16 protein-coding genes are annotated in these 21,544 nt (G+C 48.1%); 13 read left to right on the top strand and 3 right to left on the bottom strand.

The features are described from left to right. Window positions 1-64 precede the first annotated feature (64 nt). A complete protein-coding gene (gene clpB, locus E2I14_RS02970; RefSeq protein WP_133325249.1) occupies window positions 65-2,647 on the bottom strand; it encodes an ATP-dependent chaperone ClpB in 2,583 nt (860 codons plus the stop codon). A 142-nt stretch (window positions 2,648-2,789) separates the two neighbouring features. Here clpB and E2I14_RS02965 point away from each other — a divergent pair, with 142 nt between their 5' ends. After that, window positions 2,790-4,313 carry a tetratricopeptide repeat protein gene (locus E2I14_RS02965; protein ID WP_133325247.1) on the top strand — a complete coding sequence of 508 codons (1,524 nt, stop codon included), beginning with the start codon at window positions 2,790-2,792 and terminating at the stop codon, window positions 4,311-4,313. Window positions 4,314-4,324: 11 nt separating this feature from the next. Here the strand turns inward: E2I14_RS02965 and E2I14_RS02960 are convergent, their stop codons facing one another. Further along, window positions 4,325-5,998 carry a sulfatase-like hydrolase/transferase gene (locus E2I14_RS02960; RefSeq protein WP_165967731.1) on the bottom strand — a complete coding sequence of 558 codons (1,674 nt, stop codon included), beginning with the start codon at window positions 5,996-5,998 and terminating at the stop codon, window positions 4,325-4,327. Window positions 5,999-6,096: 98 nt separating this feature from the next. Between E2I14_RS02960 and E2I14_RS02955 the strand changes: the two genes are divergently transcribed. The 4 genes from E2I14_RS02955 to E2I14_RS02940 all read left to right on the top strand — a co-directional run bounded on the left by E2I14_RS02955 (window position 6,097) and on the right by E2I14_RS02940 (window position 10,883). Next, complete coding sequence (locus E2I14_RS02955; protein ID WP_133325243.1) at window positions 6,097-6,894, top strand: DODA-type extradiol aromatic ring-opening family dioxygenase; 798 nt, start codon at window positions 6,097-6,099, stop codon at window positions 6,892-6,894. A 43-nt stretch (window positions 6,895-6,937) separates the two neighbouring features. After that, complete coding sequence (locus E2I14_RS02950; protein WP_227544565.1) at window positions 6,938-7,498, top strand: GNAT family N-acetyltransferase; 561 nt, start codon at window positions 6,938-6,940, stop codon at window positions 7,496-7,498. A gap of 302 nt (window positions 7,499-7,800) precedes the next feature. Beyond that, window positions 7,801-9,495 carry a bifunctional protein-serine/threonine kinase/phosphatase gene (locus tag E2I14_RS02945; RefSeq protein ID WP_133325241.1) on the top strand — a complete coding sequence of 565 codons (1,695 nt, stop codon included), beginning with the start codon at window positions 7,801-7,803 and terminating at the stop codon, window positions 9,493-9,495. 113 nt (window positions 9,496-9,608) lie between these two features. Then, window positions 9,609-10,883 carry an alkaline phosphatase family protein gene (locus tag E2I14_RS02940; RefSeq protein ID WP_133325239.1) on the top strand — a complete coding sequence of 425 codons (1,275 nt, stop codon included), beginning with the start codon at window positions 9,609-9,611 and terminating at the stop codon, window positions 10,881-10,883. Here the strand turns inward: E2I14_RS02940 and E2I14_RS02935 are convergent. Then, window positions 10,876-11,085 (bottom strand): hypothetical protein, encoded by a 210-nt coding sequence (locus E2I14_RS02935; protein ID WP_133325237.1) that lies wholly within the window; start codon window positions 11,083-11,085, stop codon window positions 10,876-10,878. The two genes, E2I14_RS02940 and E2I14_RS02935, sit on opposite strands and share 8 nt — an antisense overlap. A 26-nt stretch (window positions 11,086-11,111) precedes the next feature. Here E2I14_RS02935 and prpR point away from each other — a divergent pair, with 26 nt between their 5' ends. From prpR to E2I14_RS02895, 8 genes are all read left to right on the top strand, one after another. Further along, the gene (gene prpR / locus E2I14_RS02930; RefSeq protein ID WP_133325235.1) at window positions 11,112-12,734 is read left to right on the top strand and encodes a propionate catabolism operon regulatory protein PrpR; all 1,623 of its coding nucleotides are present in this window, start codon (window positions 11,112-11,114) and stop codon (window positions 12,732-12,734) included. 225 nt (window positions 12,735-12,959) lie between these two features. Continuing rightward, window positions 12,960-13,349 carry a response regulator transcription factor gene (locus tag E2I14_RS02925; RefSeq protein ID WP_133325233.1) on the top strand — a complete coding sequence of 130 codons (390 nt, stop codon included), beginning with the start codon at window positions 12,960-12,962 and terminating at the stop codon, window positions 13,347-13,349. Beyond that, complete coding sequence (locus tag E2I14_RS02920; RefSeq protein ID WP_133325231.1) at window positions 13,342-13,953, top strand: chemotaxis protein CheC; 612 nt, start codon at window positions 13,342-13,344, stop codon at window positions 13,951-13,953. Before E2I14_RS02925 ends, E2I14_RS02920 begins: the two co-directional genes overlap by 8 nt. Further along, window positions 13,950-14,906: a sensor domain-containing diguanylate cyclase gene (locus E2I14_RS02915; RefSeq protein ID WP_133325229.1), complete on the top strand. Its 957-nt coding sequence runs from the start codon at window positions 13,950-13,952 to the stop codon at window positions 14,904-14,906. Before E2I14_RS02920 ends, E2I14_RS02915 begins: the two co-directional genes overlap by 4 nt. A gap of 192 nt (window positions 14,907-15,098) precedes the next feature. Then, the gene (locus tag E2I14_RS02910) at window positions 15,099-16,859 is read left to right on the top strand and encodes an ABC transporter transmembrane domain-containing protein (RefSeq protein ID WP_133325227.1); all 1,761 of its coding nucleotides are present in this window, start codon (window positions 15,099-15,101) and stop codon (window positions 16,857-16,859) included. Between the two features lie 560 nt (window positions 16,860-17,419). After that, window positions 17,420-18,130, top strand: a complete 711-nt coding sequence (locus E2I14_RS02905) for a substrate-binding periplasmic protein (RefSeq protein WP_133325225.1) — start codon at window positions 17,420-17,422, stop codon at window positions 18,128-18,130. A gap of 90 nt (window positions 18,131-18,220) precedes the next feature. Continuing rightward, window positions 18,221-20,686 carry an ATP-binding protein gene (locus E2I14_RS02900; RefSeq protein WP_165967730.1) on the top strand — a complete coding sequence of 822 codons (2,466 nt, stop codon included), beginning with the start codon at window positions 18,221-18,223 and terminating at the stop codon, window positions 20,684-20,686. Between the two features lie 18 nt (window positions 20,687-20,704). After that, window positions 20,705-21,328, top strand: coding sequence for a response regulator transcription factor (locus tag E2I14_RS02895; RefSeq protein ID WP_133325221.1), 624 nt, complete (start codon window positions 20,705-20,707; stop codon window positions 21,326-21,328). Window positions 21,329-21,544 lie beyond the last annotated feature (216 nt).

Here is a 21,544-nt window from a genome sequence, read left to right as displayed (position 1 = left end):
AGATTAACTTGTCCGCGCCGCTACACTCGACCCAATATTGGTTTTTAAAACCTAAACGGGCAATTTATTTAAAGACTAACTGCCCATCGTCCACCGTAATATGCACGACTTGTTTTGGAAGATATTTACCCTCCAAAATAAGCTTCGATAAGGGATTTTCGATGAGCTGCTGGATCGCCCGTTTTAATGGACGTGCGCCATACACTGGATCGAAACCGGCTTCGGCAATCTTGGATAATGCCTCGATGCTGACATCCAAACCAATTTCCATTTTCGCCAAGCGCCCTTGCAAAATACCCAATTGGATTTTCGCAATCGAACCGATATTTTTTGCATCTAATGCATGGAATACCACGATTTCATCAATCCGATTAATGAATTCAGGTCGGAAATGTTCACGCACTTCGCCCATGACCGCCATTTTGACCAGCGCTGGTTCGCTGTCTTCCATTGCTTGAATTCGGTGCGAACCGAGGTTGGAAGTCATTACGATGACCGTATTTTTAAAGTCAACTGTGCGGCCTTGACCATCCGTCATGCGACCATCATCCAAAACTTGCAGCAAGACGTTAAACACATCGTGATGCGCCTTTTCAACTTCATCGAGCAAAATCACCGAATACGGTTTGCGGCGCACTGCCTCGGTTAAATAGCCGCCCTCTTCGTAGCCCACATAACCCGGCGGCGCGCCGATCAAGCGCGCTACCGAATGTTTCTCCATGAATTCGCTCATATCGATACGAATTAAGGCGTCTTCGCTATCAAATAAGAAGTTCGCTAAGGCTTTGCACAGCTCGGTTTTACCAACACCGGTTGGACCTAAAAACAAGAAAGAACCATATGGTCGGCTGGTATCAGCCAGCCCAGCGCGGGAGCGACGAATTGCGTCGGACACCGCAACAACGGCTTCATCTTGACCAACCACACGTTGATGCAAACGCTGCTCCATATGCATTAACTTCTCGCGTTCGCCGGTCATCATGCGTGACACCGGAATACCGGTTGCGCGTGAGACGACTTCGGCGATTTCTTCCGCGCCGACTTGGGTGCGCAATAAACGTAGCTTAGGTGTTTTGCCGTTTTTTGCTTCGCCTTTGTCGATCAATTTGGCTTTCGCTTCCAGCTCGGGCAAACGTCCATATTGCAATTCGGACATCGCTTGCCAGTCGCCTTTGCGGCGCGCTTCTTCCATTTCTAGGCGCACTTTTTCGATCTCTTCTTTGATCTGCGTGCTACCTTGGACAGAGGCTTTTTCGGCTTTCCATATTTCTTCTAAATCCGCGTATTCGCGTTCCAACTTGACGATTTCTTGCTCGATTAATTCCAAACGCTTTTTGGAGCTTTCGTCCTTTTCTTTTTTAATCGCTTCGCGTTCAATTTTTAATTGAATCGTGCGACGATCGAGTTTATCCATGACTTCAGGACGGGAATCGATTTCGATCTTGATCTTAGAAGCCGCCTCATCAATCAAATCAATCGCTTTATCGGGTAAGAACCGGTCAGTGATGTAGCGGTGCGATAGTTCCGCCGCGGCCACAATCGCGGGATCAGTGATATCGACACCATGGTGGACTTCGTATTTTTCTTGCAAGCCACGCAGAATCGCAATCGTGGCTTCAACGCTTGGTTCATCGACCAGCACTTTTTGGAAACGGCGCTCTAAAGCCGCATCCTTCTCAACGTATTTGCGGTATTCGTCCAACGTCGTCGCACCGACGCAATGCAACTCACCGCGGGCTAAAGCGGGTTTCAACATATTGCCCGCATCGATTGAGCCTTCGGCTTTGCCAGCACCGACCATGGTGTGCAACTCATCGATAAAAACGATGGTTTGACCTTCGTCCAAGGCGATTTCTTTTAATACCGATTTAAGACGTTCTTCAAACTCGCCACGGTATTTAGCACCGGCCAATAATGACGCCATGTCCAAGGATAAAACGCGTTTGGACTTCAAGCTATCGGGCACTTCGCCATTGACGATTCGCTGAGCCAAGCCTTCGACAATCGCGGTTTTACCCACGCCGGGCTCGCCAATCAAAACTGGATTATTTTTACTGCGACGTTGCAAAATTTGGATGGTACGGCGGATTTCATCGTCGCGCCCAATAACCGGATCGAGCTTGCCTTTGCGCGCTAACGCGGTTAAATCGACCGTGTATTTTTTTAACGCTTCGCGTTGTTCCTCGGCCTCGGGGGCATCCACCGACGCGCCACCGCGCACCGCATCAATTGCAGCTTGCATCGCGGTTTTATTCAGGCCGTACTGACGCGCTAATTGACCGGCTTCGGATTTATCGTCGCAGAAAGCGAGTAAAACAATTTCAGAGGCCAAGAATTGATCGCCGCGCTTTTCGGATTCTTTTTCTGCCAGGTTAAACAGAGATGACGATTCGCGACTTAAGGTCACTTCGCCGCCATTGCCGGTGACTTTCGCCAGTTTGCCGACCGCGGTGTTTAAAGAAGCGGTTAGCGCCGCGACGTTGACACCAGCACGTTGCAATAAGGAATTAGCCGACATATCATCGTCGTCCAATAAAGCCAGCAAAATATGCACCGGCTCAATATAGGCGTTGTCTTTGCGCACCGCTAAGCTTTGCGCGTTAGCGAGTGCGGCTTGTAATTTTGTAGTTAATTTATCAAAACGCATGAAAATCTCCTAAACAGTATTTTGTACTCAGATGCGCCCATAGATTAGGCATCTCTTTTAAATTACAAGCGGGCTTTTTCATATTGATTACGAAACAATTTAAGAAGTTTGATCAGGATCAATCTTAATCAAACTAGTCCAAATGAATAATAAAACAACAAATAGTGAACAATTAAAACAGGCAATCGAATTCCACCAGCAAGGCCAACTTGATGCCGCCAGCCAGTTGTATCAACAAATTCTGATGGTTGAACCAACTCATTTTGATGCGCTGCATTTTTCTGGCGTAATTGAGCAGCAACGTGGCAATCCGCGCGAGGCGATCCGATTAATTCAGCAGGCGTTGCAGACAGTGACGACTGTTTTTACCATTGAACACGCCAGCGCGTTTTGTAATCTCGGTTCAGCCTTAAACGACATCGGCGCCTATCAACATGGGCTGAATAATCTCGAAATCGCCATCGAGCTAAAGCCAAACTATGCGATAGCGCACAATAATCGCGGTAATTCACTTAAACATTTAGGCCGCATTCAACAAGCAATCACTAGCTACCGAACTGCATTACTGCATCAACCCAATTACTCCGAGGCGATCTACAACTGCGCTGTCGCTTACCAATCCATCGACCAACACGAAGAGGCATTGCAAAGCTTAGAGCAGGCTTTGCTTGTGCGTCCTGACTATCCCGATGCCTATTTTGCCCAGGGTCTAAGTCTGCAGCTCTTACAGCAATTCAACGCGGCCATTGCTAGTTATGACTGCGCTCTTGAGCATCGCAGTAACTATCATGAGGCTCACACAAATAAAGGCATAATTTTCAATAAATTGGGGCGACTAGATGAGGCTTTGTTGAGTTTTGACCGTGCACTCACATCAAAGGAAAGCGAAGCCAAACTTCATTTATATCGAGCAAATACGCTGCGCCGATTGGAACGCAGCAGCGACGCTGTCGAAGCGTACAACAGAGCCAGTATGCATGGCGCGGATCAACAACACATTGATTTTGTTCTAGCGACTATGGGGATCGGAGCGACGCCGATGGCGCCTCCGGCTAACTACGTTAAGGAATTGTTTGATCAATATGCCGATCATTTTGATGAACATTTAGTGGGCGTTCTAAACTATCAAACTCCGCAAATATTGGGACAGCTTATTATTCAACATCGCCAGTCCAATCAACTTATCATGCTCGATTTGGGTTGCGGGACTGGCCTTTGCGCTCCATTTTTACGTCCTTATTCGAGCAAGCTAGTCGGAATTGATTTATCCCCCAACATGATCAAACAAGCTGCGAAACTTGATCTATACGACGAATTGACTTGCTCAGAAATTGTCGAGTACATGGAAACGGCGAACAACATTGACGTCATTGTTGCTGCGGATGTGTTTGTCTACTTAGGTGATCTAACCAGACTATTCAAAGCAGCTCGGGCTGCATTGAACGGTGGCGGTCTATTTTGTTTTTCGGTGGAAGAACTTATTTCTAGCGCGACTGGGCGTGATTTTCAACTACAAACTAGTTGCCGCTATGCGCATTCTGAGGACTACATTTTGCGCTTATCGGCGCTGTACAATTTTGATGTGATAGCGATTAAATCGTCTGCGGTGAGGCAAGAAAACAAAACCGAGATTTCAGCACTCATAGTGGTGTTAAGCAAACAATAGCGCTCCAAATTTCACGGCTTTAATAATGAACAGTCATTCACGGTAAAAGCCGGCGCACCAACTTCAACCGGCGCCAAAATTGTGACTTGCTTAGCAGGGGTCACAGCGTCATTTGAAAATCCGGACAGCGTTAAGAATATTTTTGCGATATCGACGTGGGCAATCATGTTTTGATTGATGACATTACGCAAGAGTGTGTCTGGTGCCGCGCTCAGTTGCATAGCGCGATTCCACAAAACAAAACTAGTCGTCGTCCCATCCCGGATCGTCGCGCGTGGTCCGAGATGAGTTAAAACGCCATTATGATCACTGGGCAGATTTTCTCCATGATCACCGCTAAAAACCAAAAAAGCTGGATAGTCAACCGAATCCAATAAGGCGGCTAATTTAACAATTACCTTTGCGCTGTATTCTTCGCTACGCTCATAACGTAATTCCGTTAAATCGTCCGATGAAAGGTTCTCTGGTTCTTTGGCGAATTCAGCCACTGGATAACGCTCTTGGTAACTAAAATGGCTTCCGTGCATGTGCAAGACCATTGCATAAGGCGTTGTCATTGCGTTCTGTTGCGCGCGCAAGGGAGAGATAAATGCACTAGCAATTGGCAGCATTTCTTCATCGTAGCTATCGCTAACGCCAGCAGAGCGCGAAATCGTCCAATAGTAGTCATGGCCAGACTCACTAAAAACATTAGTATCTTGATTGCTAATCCATGCGGTTTTATAACCAGCGGCTTTAAGCATGGCAAGCACGGAAGGCGCCGTAGCGGATTGCTTGTAATTGCTGGGTTCAGTTTCCGTGATTAGCATTGGAACCGAAACCGCTGTTCCATTTGACCCAGCGCAAGTGGTTGGTAGCCAAACGCCAAGATGATTATTAACTCGCTCATTCAAGGCTTTGGTCCAGGGACCACGCTCAATTTTTTCAATTCCAATTCCACCGGCGCGAACACTTTCGCCCACAACGAACATTGCCAATCGAGGCGCTTTCACGTGCACGCTAACTTTTGCCGGCAAACGTGAATGACCGGCGTACAAAATATCGCCATACAGAACTTGGTCTACCCCTTCCCAAACCAACCTCGTCGCCGAGCCAATAGTTGAAAAACTCGAATCCGAAGAGAGGAAAATAATCGGAAGATGCGCGCCCAGCGAGCTAACAATATACGAATAAGCAAACGGCAGTAGCGCCAGTGCAAAGATCAATTTCAAACCTTCGCTGGTTTTAGCAGATGTGGCTGCCATCGCCAACGTTGTCGTGTAAAGATAAAAGCTAACGACTAGGGATGCTACGCAAACCAAAGAAAAAAATACAAAGTACGGCGCATCAATTGCTAATTTAAGCGCATCTTTGGTTTCATTTACCGATGTGGCGGTCGCAGCCAACGCAGCTTGCCAACCGGGGCCGATGCCGTTTAATGCCGCGTAAGCGATCCACCAAAGCAGCGCAGGCGTCAGCAGCAGTGAACAATATTGGGCCACACGAAACAGCCGCCTTGGCAAAATCGCCAGCAAAGCACAAATGCAAGCCGACCACAGCAAGGATTCCCAGGCACGACCATTTCCACCTGATCGCATAAGCGCTAAAACAGTTGGCAAAAACCAAGCACCCCAAAATAAGATTCGGGCGAAGGTTTCACTCGATAAATGAAATTGGTTTATTCTTCTTGAATTCGATTCGGACATAAGCGCTGTTGCAAAAAATGTTTTGGGCATTCTAAAGCAATGCAAACATTAAACAATCACTTCACAAGAATTTTAACTCCTCGATGGAAGCCTCAACTATGAAACTCCCGACCTATTTCATCTCCCACGGCGGTGGTCCTTGGCCATTTATGAAGCAGGAATATGGCAATGCCTATGCAAAATTGGAAGCTTCGCTGCAAGACATTCCGCGTCAACTTGGCGTCACGCCTCAAGCGCTTTTGGTCATTTCTGCGCATTGGGAAGAGCCTGAATTTACGCTGATGTCGAGTTCAGCGCCGGGAATGATTTACGACTATGGCGGCTTTCCTGACTACACCTATCGCATTAGCTACCCTGCGCCGGGTTCGCCCGAATTGGCGCAGCAGGTTCAACAGCTACTTCAGGATGCAGGCATCGCTGCTGGAATGGATGCGCAGCGTGGGTTCGATCATGGCATGTACTCGGCGATTTATCCGGTCTATCCAAAGGCCGATGTCCCTATCGTGCAATTATCTTTGAAAGTCGGCCTTGATCCGACTGAACATATTGCCTTGGGCCGCGCATTAGCGCCATTGCGGGAGCAAGGTGTTGTGATTATTGGCAGCGGATTAAGCTTTCACAATTTGCGTCAGTTTGGGCCGGCTGGCTATGCCGCTTCGGCACAATTTGATGCATGGTTACACAGTTCATTAATACAAGCCGATACTGCCGCGCGGACAGCCCAAATCGCTAATTGGAGTGCGGCGCCAGCGGCACATGCAGCGCACCCGCGAGAAGAACATCTGCTGCCGCTAATGGTGGCGCTTGGCGCAGCGGAAGACGACGCAGCGAGCTGCGTTTATCATGAGAAAACGTTTATGGGTGGGTTGACTGTTTCTAGTTTCCGCTTTGGGTAACTTCCGCAACCATCTGGTCAACAACGCATAGAAAACCTGTCACGTGCATCCCAACGATAAACACGCCGCCAACATCAGCGATTTCAATATCACTGATTTCAACCAATTTATTGCTTATTTAAACGACCAATTGAGTGACAACGGTAAAGGCGACTTACCGTATTTCATGCCGCTGGCGCGCGCGAATTCTGTCGTGACTGAACAAAAGGCTGCTACGTTTTATCGCGGATTAAGCACGCCTTACAACCAAGCTGGCTGGCGCAAAATGTGGCTCTGTCATGGAGATGCTGGGCAAATCATCGGTCACATCGATTTACGCGCTCATTCCGAACCTACATCAGCCAAACGGTGCCTGCTGGGCATGGGCGTGCAGCGCGACTTGCGCCATATCGGGCTAGGAAAAGTTTTGCTGGCGCACGCTGAAAGTTGGTTGCTAAAAACCACGTCAATTAACTGGATTGATTTGCAAGTCTTATCGGGTAATTTGCCGGCAATTAGACTTTATCAATCCAGCAATTTCGTCATCACCGAGGAAAAATCTGATGTCTTCCAACTCGACGGGCACGAGTTTTCTGAAATTAATATGTCGAAGAAAATCCGCTAAATCGCAATAACCATGCATCCGCGAGCTTGCTTTTCTCTAATCTTATTCGGCCCACACCTAAAACGCACTCAAATTGTGCAATGCCCCAAATAAACCAGTTTGATGCACTCAAATAGACAGTCAACGTTAGCAATTCACCTAGTTCTGCACCACGAACAATCATGCCTTAGCTGGCACAGCCCTTGCTGCTGATAGCGTGTGCCAGACGGTTGCCTGAATCGACATTCGATAAGGTCGGCCAAGCCAAGACCAGATTACACATTTAGGGCACAAACGCAGCGTAAGAATCGAATCGGATAACTATGCCACTAACCATTTCAATCAAACACGCGTCGATTGCGGGTCATCGCGCTAAGAACGAGGATTTTGTTGGCATGGTCACTCCCTTGGAGCCAGAACTATCCAGCAAGGGCATGATTGCCGCGATTGCCGACGGAGTCTCTGGCAACCAAGCGGGACGGGATGCTGCAGAATACAGCGTGCGCGGACTTTTATCCGATTATTACGCCACGCCCGACACGTGGGAAATCACCTCTGCTCTGGAAAAAGTCATCGTCGCCATTAATAGCTGGGTGCAACATCAGGGCAGTACACACGGTGAAATGACCGGCATGGCCACGACCTTGACTAGCTTGGTCATGCGCGGACGCATGTATTACACCGCGCACGTGGGTGACAGCCGGGCCTACTTATTCCGTGATAAAAAAATTCAGTGCCTCACCCAAGATCATGTCTGGGATAGACCGGAAATGCAGCATGTGTTGACTCGCGCCATTGGGCTAGACACGCGGATCGCAATTGATCATGGCATGGGTGAATTACACCAAGGCGATATTTTCTTGCTGGTCAGCGATGGCTTGTGGAGTGCGTTAAACGATTCCACCATCAACTACTTTTTAGGCAATCTGCCCGAAGGCGATTTGCCCGACGATGCCGCCGATTTGCTGTGCCAATACGCCCTATCAAGCGGCTCGCAAGACAATATTAGCGCCATCATTATTAAAGTCATTGCACTGCCCGAAGGAGATTTGCGCGATACCTTAACAGAGATGATTAACTTAACGGTGCCTAACATTCTCACCGTTGGGCAAAAAATTGATGGTTTGCTCGTGCAAGAGGTCATGCACACTTCGGCTACCACCATCTTGTACCGAGTTTTTGATGACCAACAAAATCGCCAGTTGGTACTAAAAACATTGCATCCCGACCGGGGTCGCGATCATCACGAACGCAGCGCCTTCGCGCATGAAGCATGGTTGGCAAAGCGCGTTGTGGCGCGCTTCTTCCCGCAAGTGGTGCAGCACACGCCGCACAATTATTTATACTTTTTAACCAGCTATCATCCTGGCGCATCGCTGCAACAAAAAATCGACAACGGACGCTATTTCTCGGTGCCCGAGATCGTTAGTTACGGTTGTAAGCTGGTGCGGGCGGTCGGCGCCTTGCATCGCCGCAGCATCATCCATCGCGATATTAAACCGTCCAATATTCACTTAGGCGATGACAGCGAAATCCGTTTATTGGATTTAGGCACAGCCCAGTCTGGCTGGTATAACCCTACCATTAATACACTGGCCGGTACGCCTTCGTATTTAGCTCCGGAACAATTTGAGAACGGCGCGGCCAGTGTTCGCACCGATATTTACGCCATTGGGATTAGTTTGTATTACTTGCTAACGCGCCACTATCCTTACGGCGAAATCGAACCGTTTCACCGCCCGCGCTTTGGTGAACCGGTCAATCCAAGTCGTTATCGCCCCGAATTGCCGATGTGGCTGGAAACCATTTTGCTCAAGGCGGTCGCAAAAGACCCCCTTGACCGCTTTGAAACCACCGATGAATTCTTACTGGCGCTAGAACGCGGCGCCAGTCGACCCTTGGATAAAGCGCGCCCTATTCCATTAATCAAGCGCGATCCGGTGTTGTTATGGCGCAGCGTCGCGCTTGCATCGTTCGTATTGAATTTGTTCTTACTGTATTGGGTTGTGGTGAGCTAAGCGCTGTACACAAGATGACATCGTTGAGCGATCACGTTAATAAAATTTATACGCCCGTCATATTTAGTTATTAAAATTCACCCCTAACTTTTTTCTTTGGATGGGGTGAAGCGATGTCTTGGCTAAAACGCAGTGTAAGTTATTCAAGTGTACTTTTATTCGCCATCCTAGCAACGGCGTGCGCGCATCCCAATCAAGCCGATAAGGTTATTGCGGCGCCATCTAACAGCGCTATCCAGACCAAGCCTGACGCCGCGCCGGTGATCTTAATTTCCATCGACGGCTTCAAGCCCGATTATCTAACCCGTGGTGTCACGCCAAATTTAAACGCACTCGCTAAGCAAGGCGCAGTCGCCGACGCCATGCGTCCTGCTTTTCCTTCGATCACTTTTCCCAATCACTACACCTTAGTCACCGGACTCACGCCCGATCATCACGGCGTCGTCGGCAATACGATGGAAGATGCAACTATTCCCAACCAACGCTTTAGTTTGGGCAATCGCGAGGCTGTTATTGACCGGCGTTGGTGGGATCAAGCTGAACCTGTTTGGGTCACAGCGCAAAAAAATGGTGTGCCTAGCGCGACCATGTTTTGGCCTGGTTCCGAGGCGGATATTCACGGCGTGCGACCATCCGAGTGGCGCGTATTCAATGGCAAAATCAGCGCCGAACAGCGTGTGGCAACGGTGTTGGAATGGATGGACAAACCGCTCGCAACGCGCCCACGTTTTATCACCTTGTACTTTGATGAAGTCGATCATTCGGGGCATATGAATGGCCCAGATTCTGAGTTAACAACCCAAGCCGCAGCGCATGTTGACCAAGTGATTGGGCTGTTATTGAGCGGCCTAAATCAACGTCAAATCAACGCCAATATCGTGATTGTGTCCGATCATGGCATGGCCGCCATTGATTCCAGTCGCACTATCGTTCTCGATCAACTTGCGCCACGCAATAGCTATCGTTTGATTACGGCGGGTGCGTATGCTGGAATTGAGCCGCAAACGGGTCAAGAACAGATCATCAACGACGCTTTGCTCAAGCCGCATCAACACATGCAGTGCTGGGCTAAGGCGACTATTCCTGCCCGATTGCATTTCGGTCAAAATGCGCGCGTCCCAAGCATTGTGTGCATGCCAGAAGTCGGCTGGGTGATTCTTGCTGATCAAGCCAACGTCAAAACTACTTCCGGTGGCGCCCACGGCTACGACAATCAAAGCGCAGCCATGCAAGCGATTTTTATCGCCTCTGGCCCGTCATTTAAAGAGCATGTCCAACTACCGGCTTTTGATAACGTCGATGTGTATTCCTTATTAATGTGGCTCATCAACGTGCCTGCCCTGCCGTCCGATGGCAATCTCGACTCGATTCGACCTGCGCTCAAATAAGTCCACGAGGAAGCTCAAAACCAATAGCAATTGATTCACTTTTTTGTGTGTAATCCTGCCCATCCAGCTTTGGCTTTTGATCTAAAGCTGGATTTTGTTGAAAAGCTGGCGGACGTTTCAATCCTGTCGCATAATTCGCAGCAGTGAAACAGCTTGAAACGCTATTTCGTTGATTACCACGTCCCTGTAACGTGGTAGTCACATCGTCCTCCTTCATACCGATTAAGCATGACTCCTCATTCCAACGACAAGCCCATCATCTGGACGGTGTCCATCTCGCGGTTGTTTGATTTATTCCGCGACATCATGCTCGAATATGCCGACGACGCGCACATCGAGCCGATTCACTTGGGTTTCGAAGATGCGGTCAAAGTGCTGCGAGAGCGGATGCAAACCGAGAGGTGCGACGCCATTATTGCCGCTGGTTCCAACGCGGCCTACCTCAAAAGCCGCCTTCCGGTTCCGGTCATTATTGCCAAAGCCAGCGGCTTCGATGTGATGCAGGCCTTGGCGCGCGCCCGCAAAATCAGTTCCGCGATTGGGATCGTAACGTATCAACAAACCATGCCCGAATTGACCGAATTTAAATCCACCTTTGGCTTTGATATCGTGCAACGCACTTACACCACCGAAGAGGACGCACGCGCCCAGATCAGCGAACTTAAAGCGCGTGGCATTAAAGCAATCGTTGGTGCTGGTTTGATTTCTGATTTAGCCGATGAAGCTGGCTTAGCTGGCATCTTTTTGTATTCTTCCAATTCGATACGACAAGCCTTTAGCGATGCGCTGGAAATTGCCAAATTCTCGCGCAGCGAAGCTGGGCCAAGCCTGGCCAGCCGCGACACCTTACGCGCCAAGCACGGCATTGATGCGCTCAAGGGCGATTCGGAAGTGATGCAACAAGCACGTAGCAATATCACCTTGTTCGCCCGCTCCAACGCCAGCGTCTTGATTCAGGGCGAAACCGGCAGCGGCAAAGAGTTAGCCGCGCAAGCCACACACCAAGCCAGTAACCGAGCGCGCGCGCCTTTTGTAGCAGTCAATTGTGGAGCGATTGCCGAATCGTTATTAGAAGCTGAATTATTCGGCTACCAAGACAGCGCTTTCACTGGAGCCAGACGCGGCGGTCACGCAGGTTTAATTGAGACAGCCCAGCGCGGCACCTTGTTTTTGGATGAAATTGGTGAAATGCCTTTTGCATTACAAACACGCTTGTTGCGCGTCCTAGAAGAACGGCAAGTCGTGCGCGTCGGAGCGACCCGACCGATTCCAGTCGATATCCGCATTATCAGCGCGACCCACACCGACCTGTTGCAGCGGATTGAAACTGGCCAATTCCGACGCGACTTGTATTACCGCCTAGCAGTGCTGCAGTTAAAGCTGCCGTCCTTGCGCGAGCGTCGTTCCGACATTTTGGCCTTAACCGAATGGTGCTTAAAAAATGCGCTCGCTAACCTAGGTGTGAAACCGCACGCCAACCTGCATGCTGAAATTGTAGGCTGCCAATCCTTGTTAGAACATTATTCTTGGCCTGGCAATGTGCGTGAGTTACGTAATATTTGCGAGCGTTTGGCCTTATTTTTGTTGGCCGAGCCACTGCAAGCCTTAACGCCCAAACTCTTGTTGCAAGCCATGCCGGAATTGCAGTCGCTTGCAGCACCAGCTTCAGAAGCGGGCCAAGCAATGCAATCAGACGCGCCATCCAATCAAGACGAGCCAGAAGATTCTTACTTGATCACCGCTGAACAAATCGCCCCGATTTTGCGGCGATTTAAGGGAAATAAGGCTAAAACAGCGCAGTACTTTGGCATTAGCCGCACCACGCTGTGGCGCAAAATGAAAGAGCTGTAAACAACGCTGTCGCGCATTTCCTTATTACAAAGGCATTTATTTAGGTTCACGCAAGCGATTCCAAGCTAGGCCAAGCTAGTTAAGGCTTTCGGCACGCGCCTTAACAGAGAAATAATGTCAAATAGACCTAGAAAAACCGGAAAAAATAAACAATACTGGGTAGGAGCTCATAACGATTTGCTCGTGGTCACTTTCGTTATTCATTAGTATATTTTTAGGTGTTTTATGTCGACTGAAACCAGTGATGTCTGTTCCTTGTTAATTGTTGATGACAGCCGCGTCTCGCGCATGATGATTCGTGCCTTTGTGTTAGATAAACATCCCAACTGGGTCATTACCGAAGCATCCTCCGGTAACGAAGCCTTAACCGTGGTCGATCAAAAGCATTTTGACTATTGCACAATGGACATCAACATGCCCGGTATTTTAGGCACCGATGCCGCCGAGCAGATCTTGGTCAAACATCCGCATTTGCGCATCGCGATTTTCTCGGCCAATATCCAAGAAGTCCTGCGCACTCGCGCTGCCGACTTAGGCGCACAATTTGTGGCGAAGCCAGTTACCGAAAAATCGGTCAACATTGCGATCTCTTTTTTCAAGGCAGGCCGTGTTTAATCTGACCGACCTTCATCTCGATGCACTCTCCGAAGTTTTTAATATTGGAGCGGGTCGCGCCGCGGCTTCACTGAGTGAAATCGTTGGTGAAGAAGTCAAACTCTCTGTCCCTTCGGTCGAAATCCGCAGAAGCGAAGAACTCAACGTCCAGGCGCTGCAACTCGAACAATCCCACTTCGGCATCGTCAAGCAGCAATTCAGCGGCACGTTTAGCGCAGAAGCGTCGTTATTATTTTCCGAAGAAAGCGCGCTCGAAATCATGCGCGACATGATGGGCTCGCAAATGAGTGTCGAAGAGCTCGCCGAATTTGAGCAAGAAGCGATGTGCGAATTGGGCAATATCATTCTCAATGCTTGCCTATCCGCGATGGCCGATATGTTGGTTATCCAGCTTGAAAGCTCGCTCCCAACCTATACCGTTTATAGCGCCGATGAAGTCATTCAAAACATCGTCGATTTGGAAGACCAGGTATACATTTTGATTTTACACATCAACCTTGAAATTGAACGCCGCCAAGTCAATGGCCGCCTCATTTTCTTATTTAGCTCAGGTTCACTCAGCAGTTTGCGTACCAAGATCGATAGCTTTTTGCAGAACATATGAATATATCCACCGTGACACCGACAGAAATTGATTGGTCACAGCTATTTAACGCACTCAATATTGGTTTGATATTAGTGGACAGCAATGGCGAGATTTTGCTGTGGAATGAATGGATTAGTAAGCATAGCGGTATCAATTATTTGTCGGCCATTAATCAGCCGTTGGAATTGGTTTTCCCCGAAAAACTGCCCGCTCCTTTTGTGGCCGCCATTAAGCGCTGCATCAACACCAAATTGCCGGTGGTGCTCTCTAACGCCCTGCATAAATATCCATTACCGCTGTATAGCCCGCAAAAAAGCGATGAGAAATTATCGCAATCGGTCATCCTCAATCCTATTAAAGACAACCAAGGCAACTGGAATTGCTTGATTCAAGTCACCGACTCCAGCGCGTCGATCAAGCGCGAGAAAATGTTGCGCGACCATTCGGAAACCCACAAAAAAGACGCCACCACCGATCCATTGACGGGGATTTATAACCGTCGCTTTTTCGACTCGCATTACAAAATCGAGATGAACCAAGCGATGCGGCAAAAAACCACTTTGTCCTTGCTCATGCTGGATATCGACTTTTTTAAAAACTACAACGATCACTACGGCCACCCCGCAGGCGACGCCGCCATTATTGCAGTAGCGACTTGCATCAGAACGACCATGAAAAGAAGCTCCGATATGGTGGCGCGTTATGGTGGTGAAGAATTTATTGTATTGCTGCCCAATTCCACCCCAGCCGCTGCGCAAATGCTGGCCGAAAACATCCGCAGCGCCGTGGAAGATCTCAAAATCCCGCATCTCAACTCGCTCATCGCAAAGCACATGACGGTCAGCATCGGTGTGTCAAGCTTCTTGCCGGGCATGGTTGTTGATGCCACGACGTTCTTAAAAAACACCGATCTAGCCTTATATGCCGCCAAGCAAAAAGGCCGCAATCAGGTGCAATTCTTGCCGTTGTAAATTCTGAGTGCGCTCCCAACGCGCCAAATACATTAACGCCAAGCAATTTCATGCAATCTACCTTACAATCTGTAAGGTTTTTATGCATGTTATTGCGTCCTTTGCGATGCGGTGCGCGATATTGATTCCCTTGCACTACTAGTCGCCTGCGTTTTTTAAACTCCCAATCCGAACTTCCATCGAAAATCCTCCATGAATTCACCTAGCAGCATTACGACTTTAAAAGGGTTATTGCCTTTCTTACGCCCCTATCTAAAACAGTTTTACTTTGCCGGTATCGCCCTATTGGTCGCGGCTGGCGCGACCTTAGCGATTCCGTATGCGTTTCGCCAAATGATCGATATGGGCTTTAGCGGGCAAGGCAGCATCGCGCATGTGGATGCCGCTTTTATTGGTTTGTTTGCAGTGGCTTGCGTATTGGCGGTGGCAACGGCAGCACGGTTTTATACAGTCTCATTACTCGGTGAGCGCGTCACCGCCGACATTCGCAGTGCGGTGTATGAACATGTAATCGAACAAAGTCCAGAATTTTTTGAGACGACGCAAACCGGTGAAGTGCTGTCGCGCTTAACGACTGACACCACCTTAATTCAAACTCTGGTCGGCACCAGTATCTCGATGGCGCTGCGCAATACCTTGTTATTTTTTGGCGGCTTGGTGATGCTCTTTATTACGAGCCCCAAATTATCGTCCATCATCATTTTGGCCTTGATATTAGTGGTCGTTCCTATCGTGTTATTCGGACGCCGCGTGCGCAGCTTATCGCGGGATTCACAAGATCGAATTGCCGACGCATCAGCACTGGCTGGCGAGATTTTAAACGCCATGCCTATCGTGCAAGCCTACACCCAAGAACAGCACGAAGCAGCGCGCTTTAAATTGTCGGTAGAAAACGCATTTAGCACCGCCATGCGTCGCGTTCGCGCTCGTTCCTTATTAACTGTGATCGCGATTTTATTGGTATTTGGCGCTATTGTTTTTGTGCTCTGGTTAGGCGCGCACGCCGTGATGGATCAGCGCATGACGGGCGGAGAATTGAGCCAATTTATTTTGTACGCCACCGTCGTTGCTGGCGCGATTGGCGCGTTATCCGAAGTCATGGGCGACGTGCAACGCGCGGCTGGCGCGACCGAGCGCTTGATGGAATTATTGGCGGCCAAAAGCAGTATCGCTGAGCCCGTTACACCAAAATCGTTGCCACCGCGTTCCGGTAACGGCGCGACCTTGTCCTTGAACGATGTTACCTTTCACTACCCTTCCCGACCAGATACCGAGGCGCTATCGCATTTAACGACTAAGGTCGCAGCGGGAGAAACCGTAGCGGTGGTCGGTTCATCCGGCGCTGGCAAAACTACCCTATTCCAATTGCTCTTGCGTTTTTACGACCCACAACAAGGACAAATTTTATTAGACGGTGTCAATATTCGTGACCTAACACTGCACACCCTGCGCGACACGATTGGGATTGTTCCGCAAGATACGGTTATTTTTTCCGCTAATGCGATGGAAAATATTCGCTATGGAAGAAAAAATGCCACCGATGAAGAAGTGATTCAAGCAGCTAAAATGGCTGCCGCACATGAGTTCATCGAGAAACTACCCGAAGGCTATCAATCCTTTTTAGGCGAGCGCGGTGTGCGTCTATCCGGCGGACAACGTCAGCGCATCTCGATCGCCCGCGCCCTGTTGAAAAATCCTGCCTTACTGCTGCTAGATGAAGCGACCAGCGCCCTGGATGCAGAGTCCGAGCGCTTGGTGCAAGGTGCTTTAGAAACTGCCATGCAAGGCCGAACTACACTAATCATCGCGCATCGACTAGCAACGGTGCAACGCGCCGACCGTATTTTGGTGATGGAGCATGGTCAAATCGTCGAAACTGGTACGCACGCCAGTTTGGTCGATCAAGGCGGAATCTACGCCAAATTGGCGGCGCTGCAGTTTCAAACGACTTAATCTAATCAGTTCAGGTTAATTTACTGCCAAATCCAAAGTGGCTCAATTCTCAATGAATTGATGCCACTACACATCCAAGCAGCGGTTCAGGCCGACTAACTCTATCCGTCTCCGTAGTTCCCGCAAAATCCTGCGTAGTTCTACAACTAGCCACAAGGTATTTTTACGATTACCATCCTGCCGGCTCCCGCGCTTGGCTGCGAATCCCTTGTCTAGGCATTTTTGGTGCAGTGTAAAACTGACTAAATTGGTAACAACATTCATTTTTTTGTTAGCCAGCTTTAGTCGTAAGACATTACCGAGCAACAGGTTACAAGCGCCGTTCTTGTGGCGTTTTTTGTTTTTTGTACAAAAAAAAATCCGCTCGCGCAATGTTGCCCCCTGAGTTTAATTGTGAATTTTTATCCGCTGCCAGCCGACTTCTACATTAACAATTATTTGGTTTTGACCTATTCTGGATTGACGAGAAGCTCATCACGCAAGCGGCTTCAGCTGCATCGTTACCCGCCAATTGACACCACTGAACATGGTTTGAGTCGAGGTCGCACTTTTAGAGAACTATGAAAAAAAACTTTTTCGGCCTGATATTCCTGTTTTGTATCAACCCAATTGTCTCGCACTCGGAAACAATCACTTTTCTAGCGCCTGAAACGCCGGGTTTAATTACCAGTCGTGATAACGGAAAAATGATCAATAAAGCGGCTATCGATTTCATCCACGTCGTTGCCAGCCGCGCCGGTGTGGTTGATATGTATGAAATTGCTCCCTTAGCAAAAGCGTATGAATTGGCTGAACATCAATCAGCAACCTGCGCCATGGGAATCGGCCGGGACAATGTTAATGAATCCAAATTCAAATGGGTCGGGCCAATCGTGCGACAAAAAATGCTTCTCTACGCAAATACGAACGACAAGCGTCCGATTCGCACTCTTGAGGACGCTCGCGGGCTAGTCATTGGGGTTGGACGTAAGTCCGCAGTTGCAAGTAAATTGAAAGGTAGTGGATTTCAGGTAGAAGAAGAAGAGAACGAAGCGATTAATTTAAGTAAATTGGCCGCAAAAAAGATTGATCTTTGGGCGGTTAATGCTATTCCTGCTGTGGCGGCGATGCGAGAACTCAACGTCGCTGAGCCAAGATTGGTCACGATAATCGGCACCATCGACGGATACATTGCGTGCAACCGTCAGCTTAGCGATACGACCATTGAGCACCTCAATAACGCGGTACGATCGTTAGAAAAATCAGGCGAAATGTCTAAGATGGGCTTGTAGCCTAACGCCACTAAAAATCCACTGATTTAATTTGCCTTAGTTTATATTTTCTATTGCCCGTGTTTTTAACTTCACACTATGCTGATATTCATGAATCAAAAGTGGCACGCTGTTAAAAGCAATTTTATTGCATTAACCGTCATTCTTTGGTTCGCGCTATTTTTATCAGCAATGAGCGTGCTAGTGTTCAACGAATATCGTAATCAAGAAAAAATATTCAACAATAAATCAGCGGCGATTACCGAGCTGGTGCACCAGCGATTAATTCAAAGTGAAGTCGTTGTCGGAAGCATAGAAACCATCCTCCATATTTTTGATGTGATTCCGTTCTATGGAATGGAACCCTCCCCAAATGCCAAGTTAGCCCAATTTCCTCACCAACACTCGTTAACAAAACAAAGCGCTACGACTGAATTTGAGTCGCTATTTAAAGCGTCCGCGTCGGGCCTATCGTTAATCGATATCAACGCCATGCCAACACTGAACATCGAGGCAGGCAATTTTGATGCTGTTCTATTTAATCGGCTGCGGGGTTATGTTAAGGATATTATTGTCCAATATCCTTATATTACTTCGGTCACGATTGAACCTAGAGTTGAGCGCGAAGAAGTTACTCAGTTTGAAGAGCATGCCAAATCGATGTTGGCGATGAATTACAAAATTAAGTCGATAAATCAGGAGCCGATTAGCAGAATTGACTCCATCGATACCAAGGCTAATTCAACTAACCCGCATTCCGTTTTCCCGCATGCTTTTTATTATCCAGTCACGTTCAAAGAGCCTATCGCCAAAAGCGATATGAAACAATTAGGTGTTGATATGTACGACGATCCGATTTGGCGCGACGCCATTGATCGATCGATTCGCACGCAAAAATATGCCATCACCAAACCATTTACCGTCAACAATGATCGCGTTTTTGGTTTATTAAAAGCCGTATTTGCGACCGCCACGCCCTCTACCGATGTCGAAATCCGGCATGCTCAGGCAGCACATGTTCTATCCATCACGATTAATCCCATCAAACTATTAAGTTCGGATGAAATGCCATCGCCAAACACGATGGTCAAAATTGACAGCGGATATTTTTTAAATCGCTCATCGAATGACACCATAGCGATATTCAATCCAGGCGCGGCACCTCAGTTAAATCGCAACTGGAGCAATTTTCTGTTCCCTGTGTTTCATTATTCGCACCGCAACATGAACGTGCAGCAGCCCTATTTGATTGAATCCAGCCGCCAAGTGGGTTGGGAATTATTCAGCGGTACGGCTACCGTGATTAGTGCATTAATTAGCTTGGGCGTTGCGCTACTCGCCGCCGCATTAATTCGCATACGAGATCAACAAAAAGAACTAACCCACAATACCAACGACATCATTTTTCGGGAAAAAGAACGCGCGTTAGTGACACTGCATTCGATTAACGATGCCGTGCTCACGCTTGATTCGTTCGGCTGCATCAACTACGCCAACGCGGCTGCATTGACTGCATTGCATAAAGATATGGACAGCATTAATGGACTGCATGTTGGGCGAGTACTCAATCTTCATTACGACTTTGCCAGCAGCGCGATTCCCGATCCAATTCAAACGTGTTTGAACGAAGAGCGCATCGTCGATTTTCCTGAAAATACAGTCCTAAACATCGAACAGGGCTTACACCAATTAATTGAGGGTAGTATTTCGCCTTTGTTTAATCTCGATCACCGCTGCATCGGGGCGGTGTTGGTCTTTAGGGATTTAGGGCCGGCACGAAAAAAAGCACTAGCCGCCATCGAGGCCAGCGAGAAACGTCTGCGTCAACATCAAGCAGAATTAGCGCACGTAACTCGTTTGACGACCATGGGTGAAATGGCTTCCGGTATTGCACACGAAATCAATCAGCCACTCACCGCCATCCTCAGTTATAACCAAGCCTGTATTCGCTTGATCCAAGAGGAGCACCCAGATAAAGAGGAAATTATCCGAGCGATGCAATCGGCGGCATTGCAAGCCAAACGAGCGGGCAAAATCATCTCGCGCTTACGATCGTTTGTGACTAAAAAACGTGCTCCCGTAGAGTTAATTCAAATTAATCAACTAATCCAAAATGTGTTGACCTTAATTGAGCATGATTTACGTGATCACGAGATTGCTATCGACATCGATTTAATTCAATCGCCTGCGCTCATTGCCGCTGACGGTATTCAAGTAGAGCAAGTCATTCTGAATGTAATCCGCAATGCCATGGAAGCCATGAGTGATGTTGAGCCTCCACAAAAAGTGATCACGATAAGGTCTACGCAAGAATTTGATCGAGTTGCGGTATCAATAAAAGACCATGGCAGTGGCATCGCTAAAGACGATGCCGATCAACTGTTCAATCCATTTTTCACCACCAAAAAAGACGGAATGGGACTCGGGTTAACCATTAGCACGTCCATTGTGGAATCCTATGGAGGTCAACTGAGCGCGCGTAACTTAGAACATGGCGGAGCTGAATTTATCGTGACTTTTCCAATTTTTAAAGCCAATACCACGGTGTTATCGGTTACCAGCAACTTCAATGTTTAGGCGGGATGAGAGATTATTATGATTGAGCCGACTGTATTTTTGATTGACGACGACGGAGCTGTCCGAGATTCATTAAGTTTATTGATACGCTCTATCGGTCTGCGGGTGCAAGCCTTTGAAGATGTGCAGCAATTTTTAAATCACTATCAGCCCGATGTGGTGTGCTGCTTAATATTAGATATCCGCATGCCGGGTGTAAATGGACTGTCATTTCAGGAATCGTTGAATGAAATGGGGAGCACTATCCCGATTATTTTTATTACCGGTCACGGGGATCTTGCCCAATGCACGCGCGCATTTAAAGCTGGAGCTGTTGATTTTTTGGTTAAGCCAATTGATGAGCAAGCGCTAATTGATTGCGTGCAAAAAACAATTAAATTGTCCGAAGAGCGATATCAAGCACGTCGTTATAATGAAGATGTTTTATTAAAAATTGGCCGATTAACCGACAGAGAAAAATTAGTTTTAGAGTTAATCGTGGACGGCTTACCAAATAAAACTATCGCCGATAAACTTGGTGTTAGTGTGCGTACCATAGAATCACATCGCGCCAATGCGATCGAAAAACTAGAGGTAACTTCTTTAGCCGATTGTGTAAAACTTCAACTGGCCTATCAGGAAATTCAACATCAAAAGAACTGAGTAAGCCCCTCCAATTGCTCTTGACCAATCTCAATTAACGTCAACTTTACCTGCTCGTGAAAACATAGAAATTCACGAAAATTCTGCATACGCGTCGTCCTGACCGTCCCATCTCAGTAGTGCCCGTAACTCGCTGCGTAGAACTACAAATTGTCGCTCGCCGATTTTCAACCTACCATTTCGCGCATCTTTTTATTGCTCAAATTTTTTCCAAAA

Origin of the sequence: Sapientia aquatica, assembly GCF_004358105.1 — a bacterium.
In the GTDB taxonomy this organism is placed as follows: Bacteria; Pseudomonadota; Gammaproteobacteria; order Burkholderiales; family Burkholderiaceae_D; genus Solimicrobium; species Solimicrobium aquaticum.
The sequence above is the reverse complement of the archived record's forward strand: the minus strand, read 5'-3'. Positions and strand labels throughout refer to the sequence as shown.

Coding starts and splice junctions, on each gene's coding strand:
- clpB (WP_133325249.1), bottom strand. CDS start 2,647: ATGCGTTTTGATAAATTAACTACAAAATTACAAGCCGCACTCGCTAAC.
- E2I14_RS02965 (WP_133325247.1), top strand. CDS start 2,790: ATGAATAATAAAACAACAAATAGTGAACAATTAAAACAGGCAATCGAA.
- E2I14_RS02960 (WP_165967731.1), bottom strand. CDS start 5,998: ATGTCCGAATCGAATTCAAGAAGAATAAACCAATTTCATTTATCGAGT.
- E2I14_RS02955 (WP_133325243.1), top strand. CDS start 6,097: ATGAAACTCCCGACCTATTTCATCTCCCACGGCGGTGGTCCTTGGCCA.
- E2I14_RS02945 (WP_133325241.1), top strand. CDS start 7,801: ATGCCACTAACCATTTCAATCAAACACGCGTCGATTGCGGGTCATCGC.
- E2I14_RS02940 (WP_133325239.1), top strand. CDS start 9,609: ATGTCTTGGCTAAAACGCAGTGTAAGTTATTCAAGTGTACTTTTATTC.
- prpR (WP_133325235.1), top strand. CDS start 11,112: ATGACTCCTCATTCCAACGACAAGCCCATCATCTGGACGGTGTCCATC.
- E2I14_RS02925 (WP_133325233.1), top strand. CDS start 12,960: ATGTCGACTGAAACCAGTGATGTCTGTTCCTTGTTAATTGTTGATGAC.
- E2I14_RS02915 (WP_133325229.1), top strand. CDS start 13,950: ATGAATATATCCACCGTGACACCGACAGAAATTGATTGGTCACAGCTA.
- E2I14_RS02910 (WP_133325227.1), top strand. CDS start 15,099: ATGAATTCACCTAGCAGCATTACGACTTTAAAAGGGTTATTGCCTTTC.
- E2I14_RS02905 (WP_133325225.1), top strand. CDS start 17,420: ATGAAAAAAAACTTTTTCGGCCTGATATTCCTGTTTTGTATCAACCCA.
- E2I14_RS02900 (WP_165967730.1), top strand. CDS start 18,221: ATGAATCAAAAGTGGCACGCTGTTAAAAGCAATTTTATTGCATTAACC.
- E2I14_RS02895 (WP_133325221.1), top strand. CDS start 20,705: ATGATTGAGCCGACTGTATTTTTGATTGACGACGACGGAGCTGTCCGA.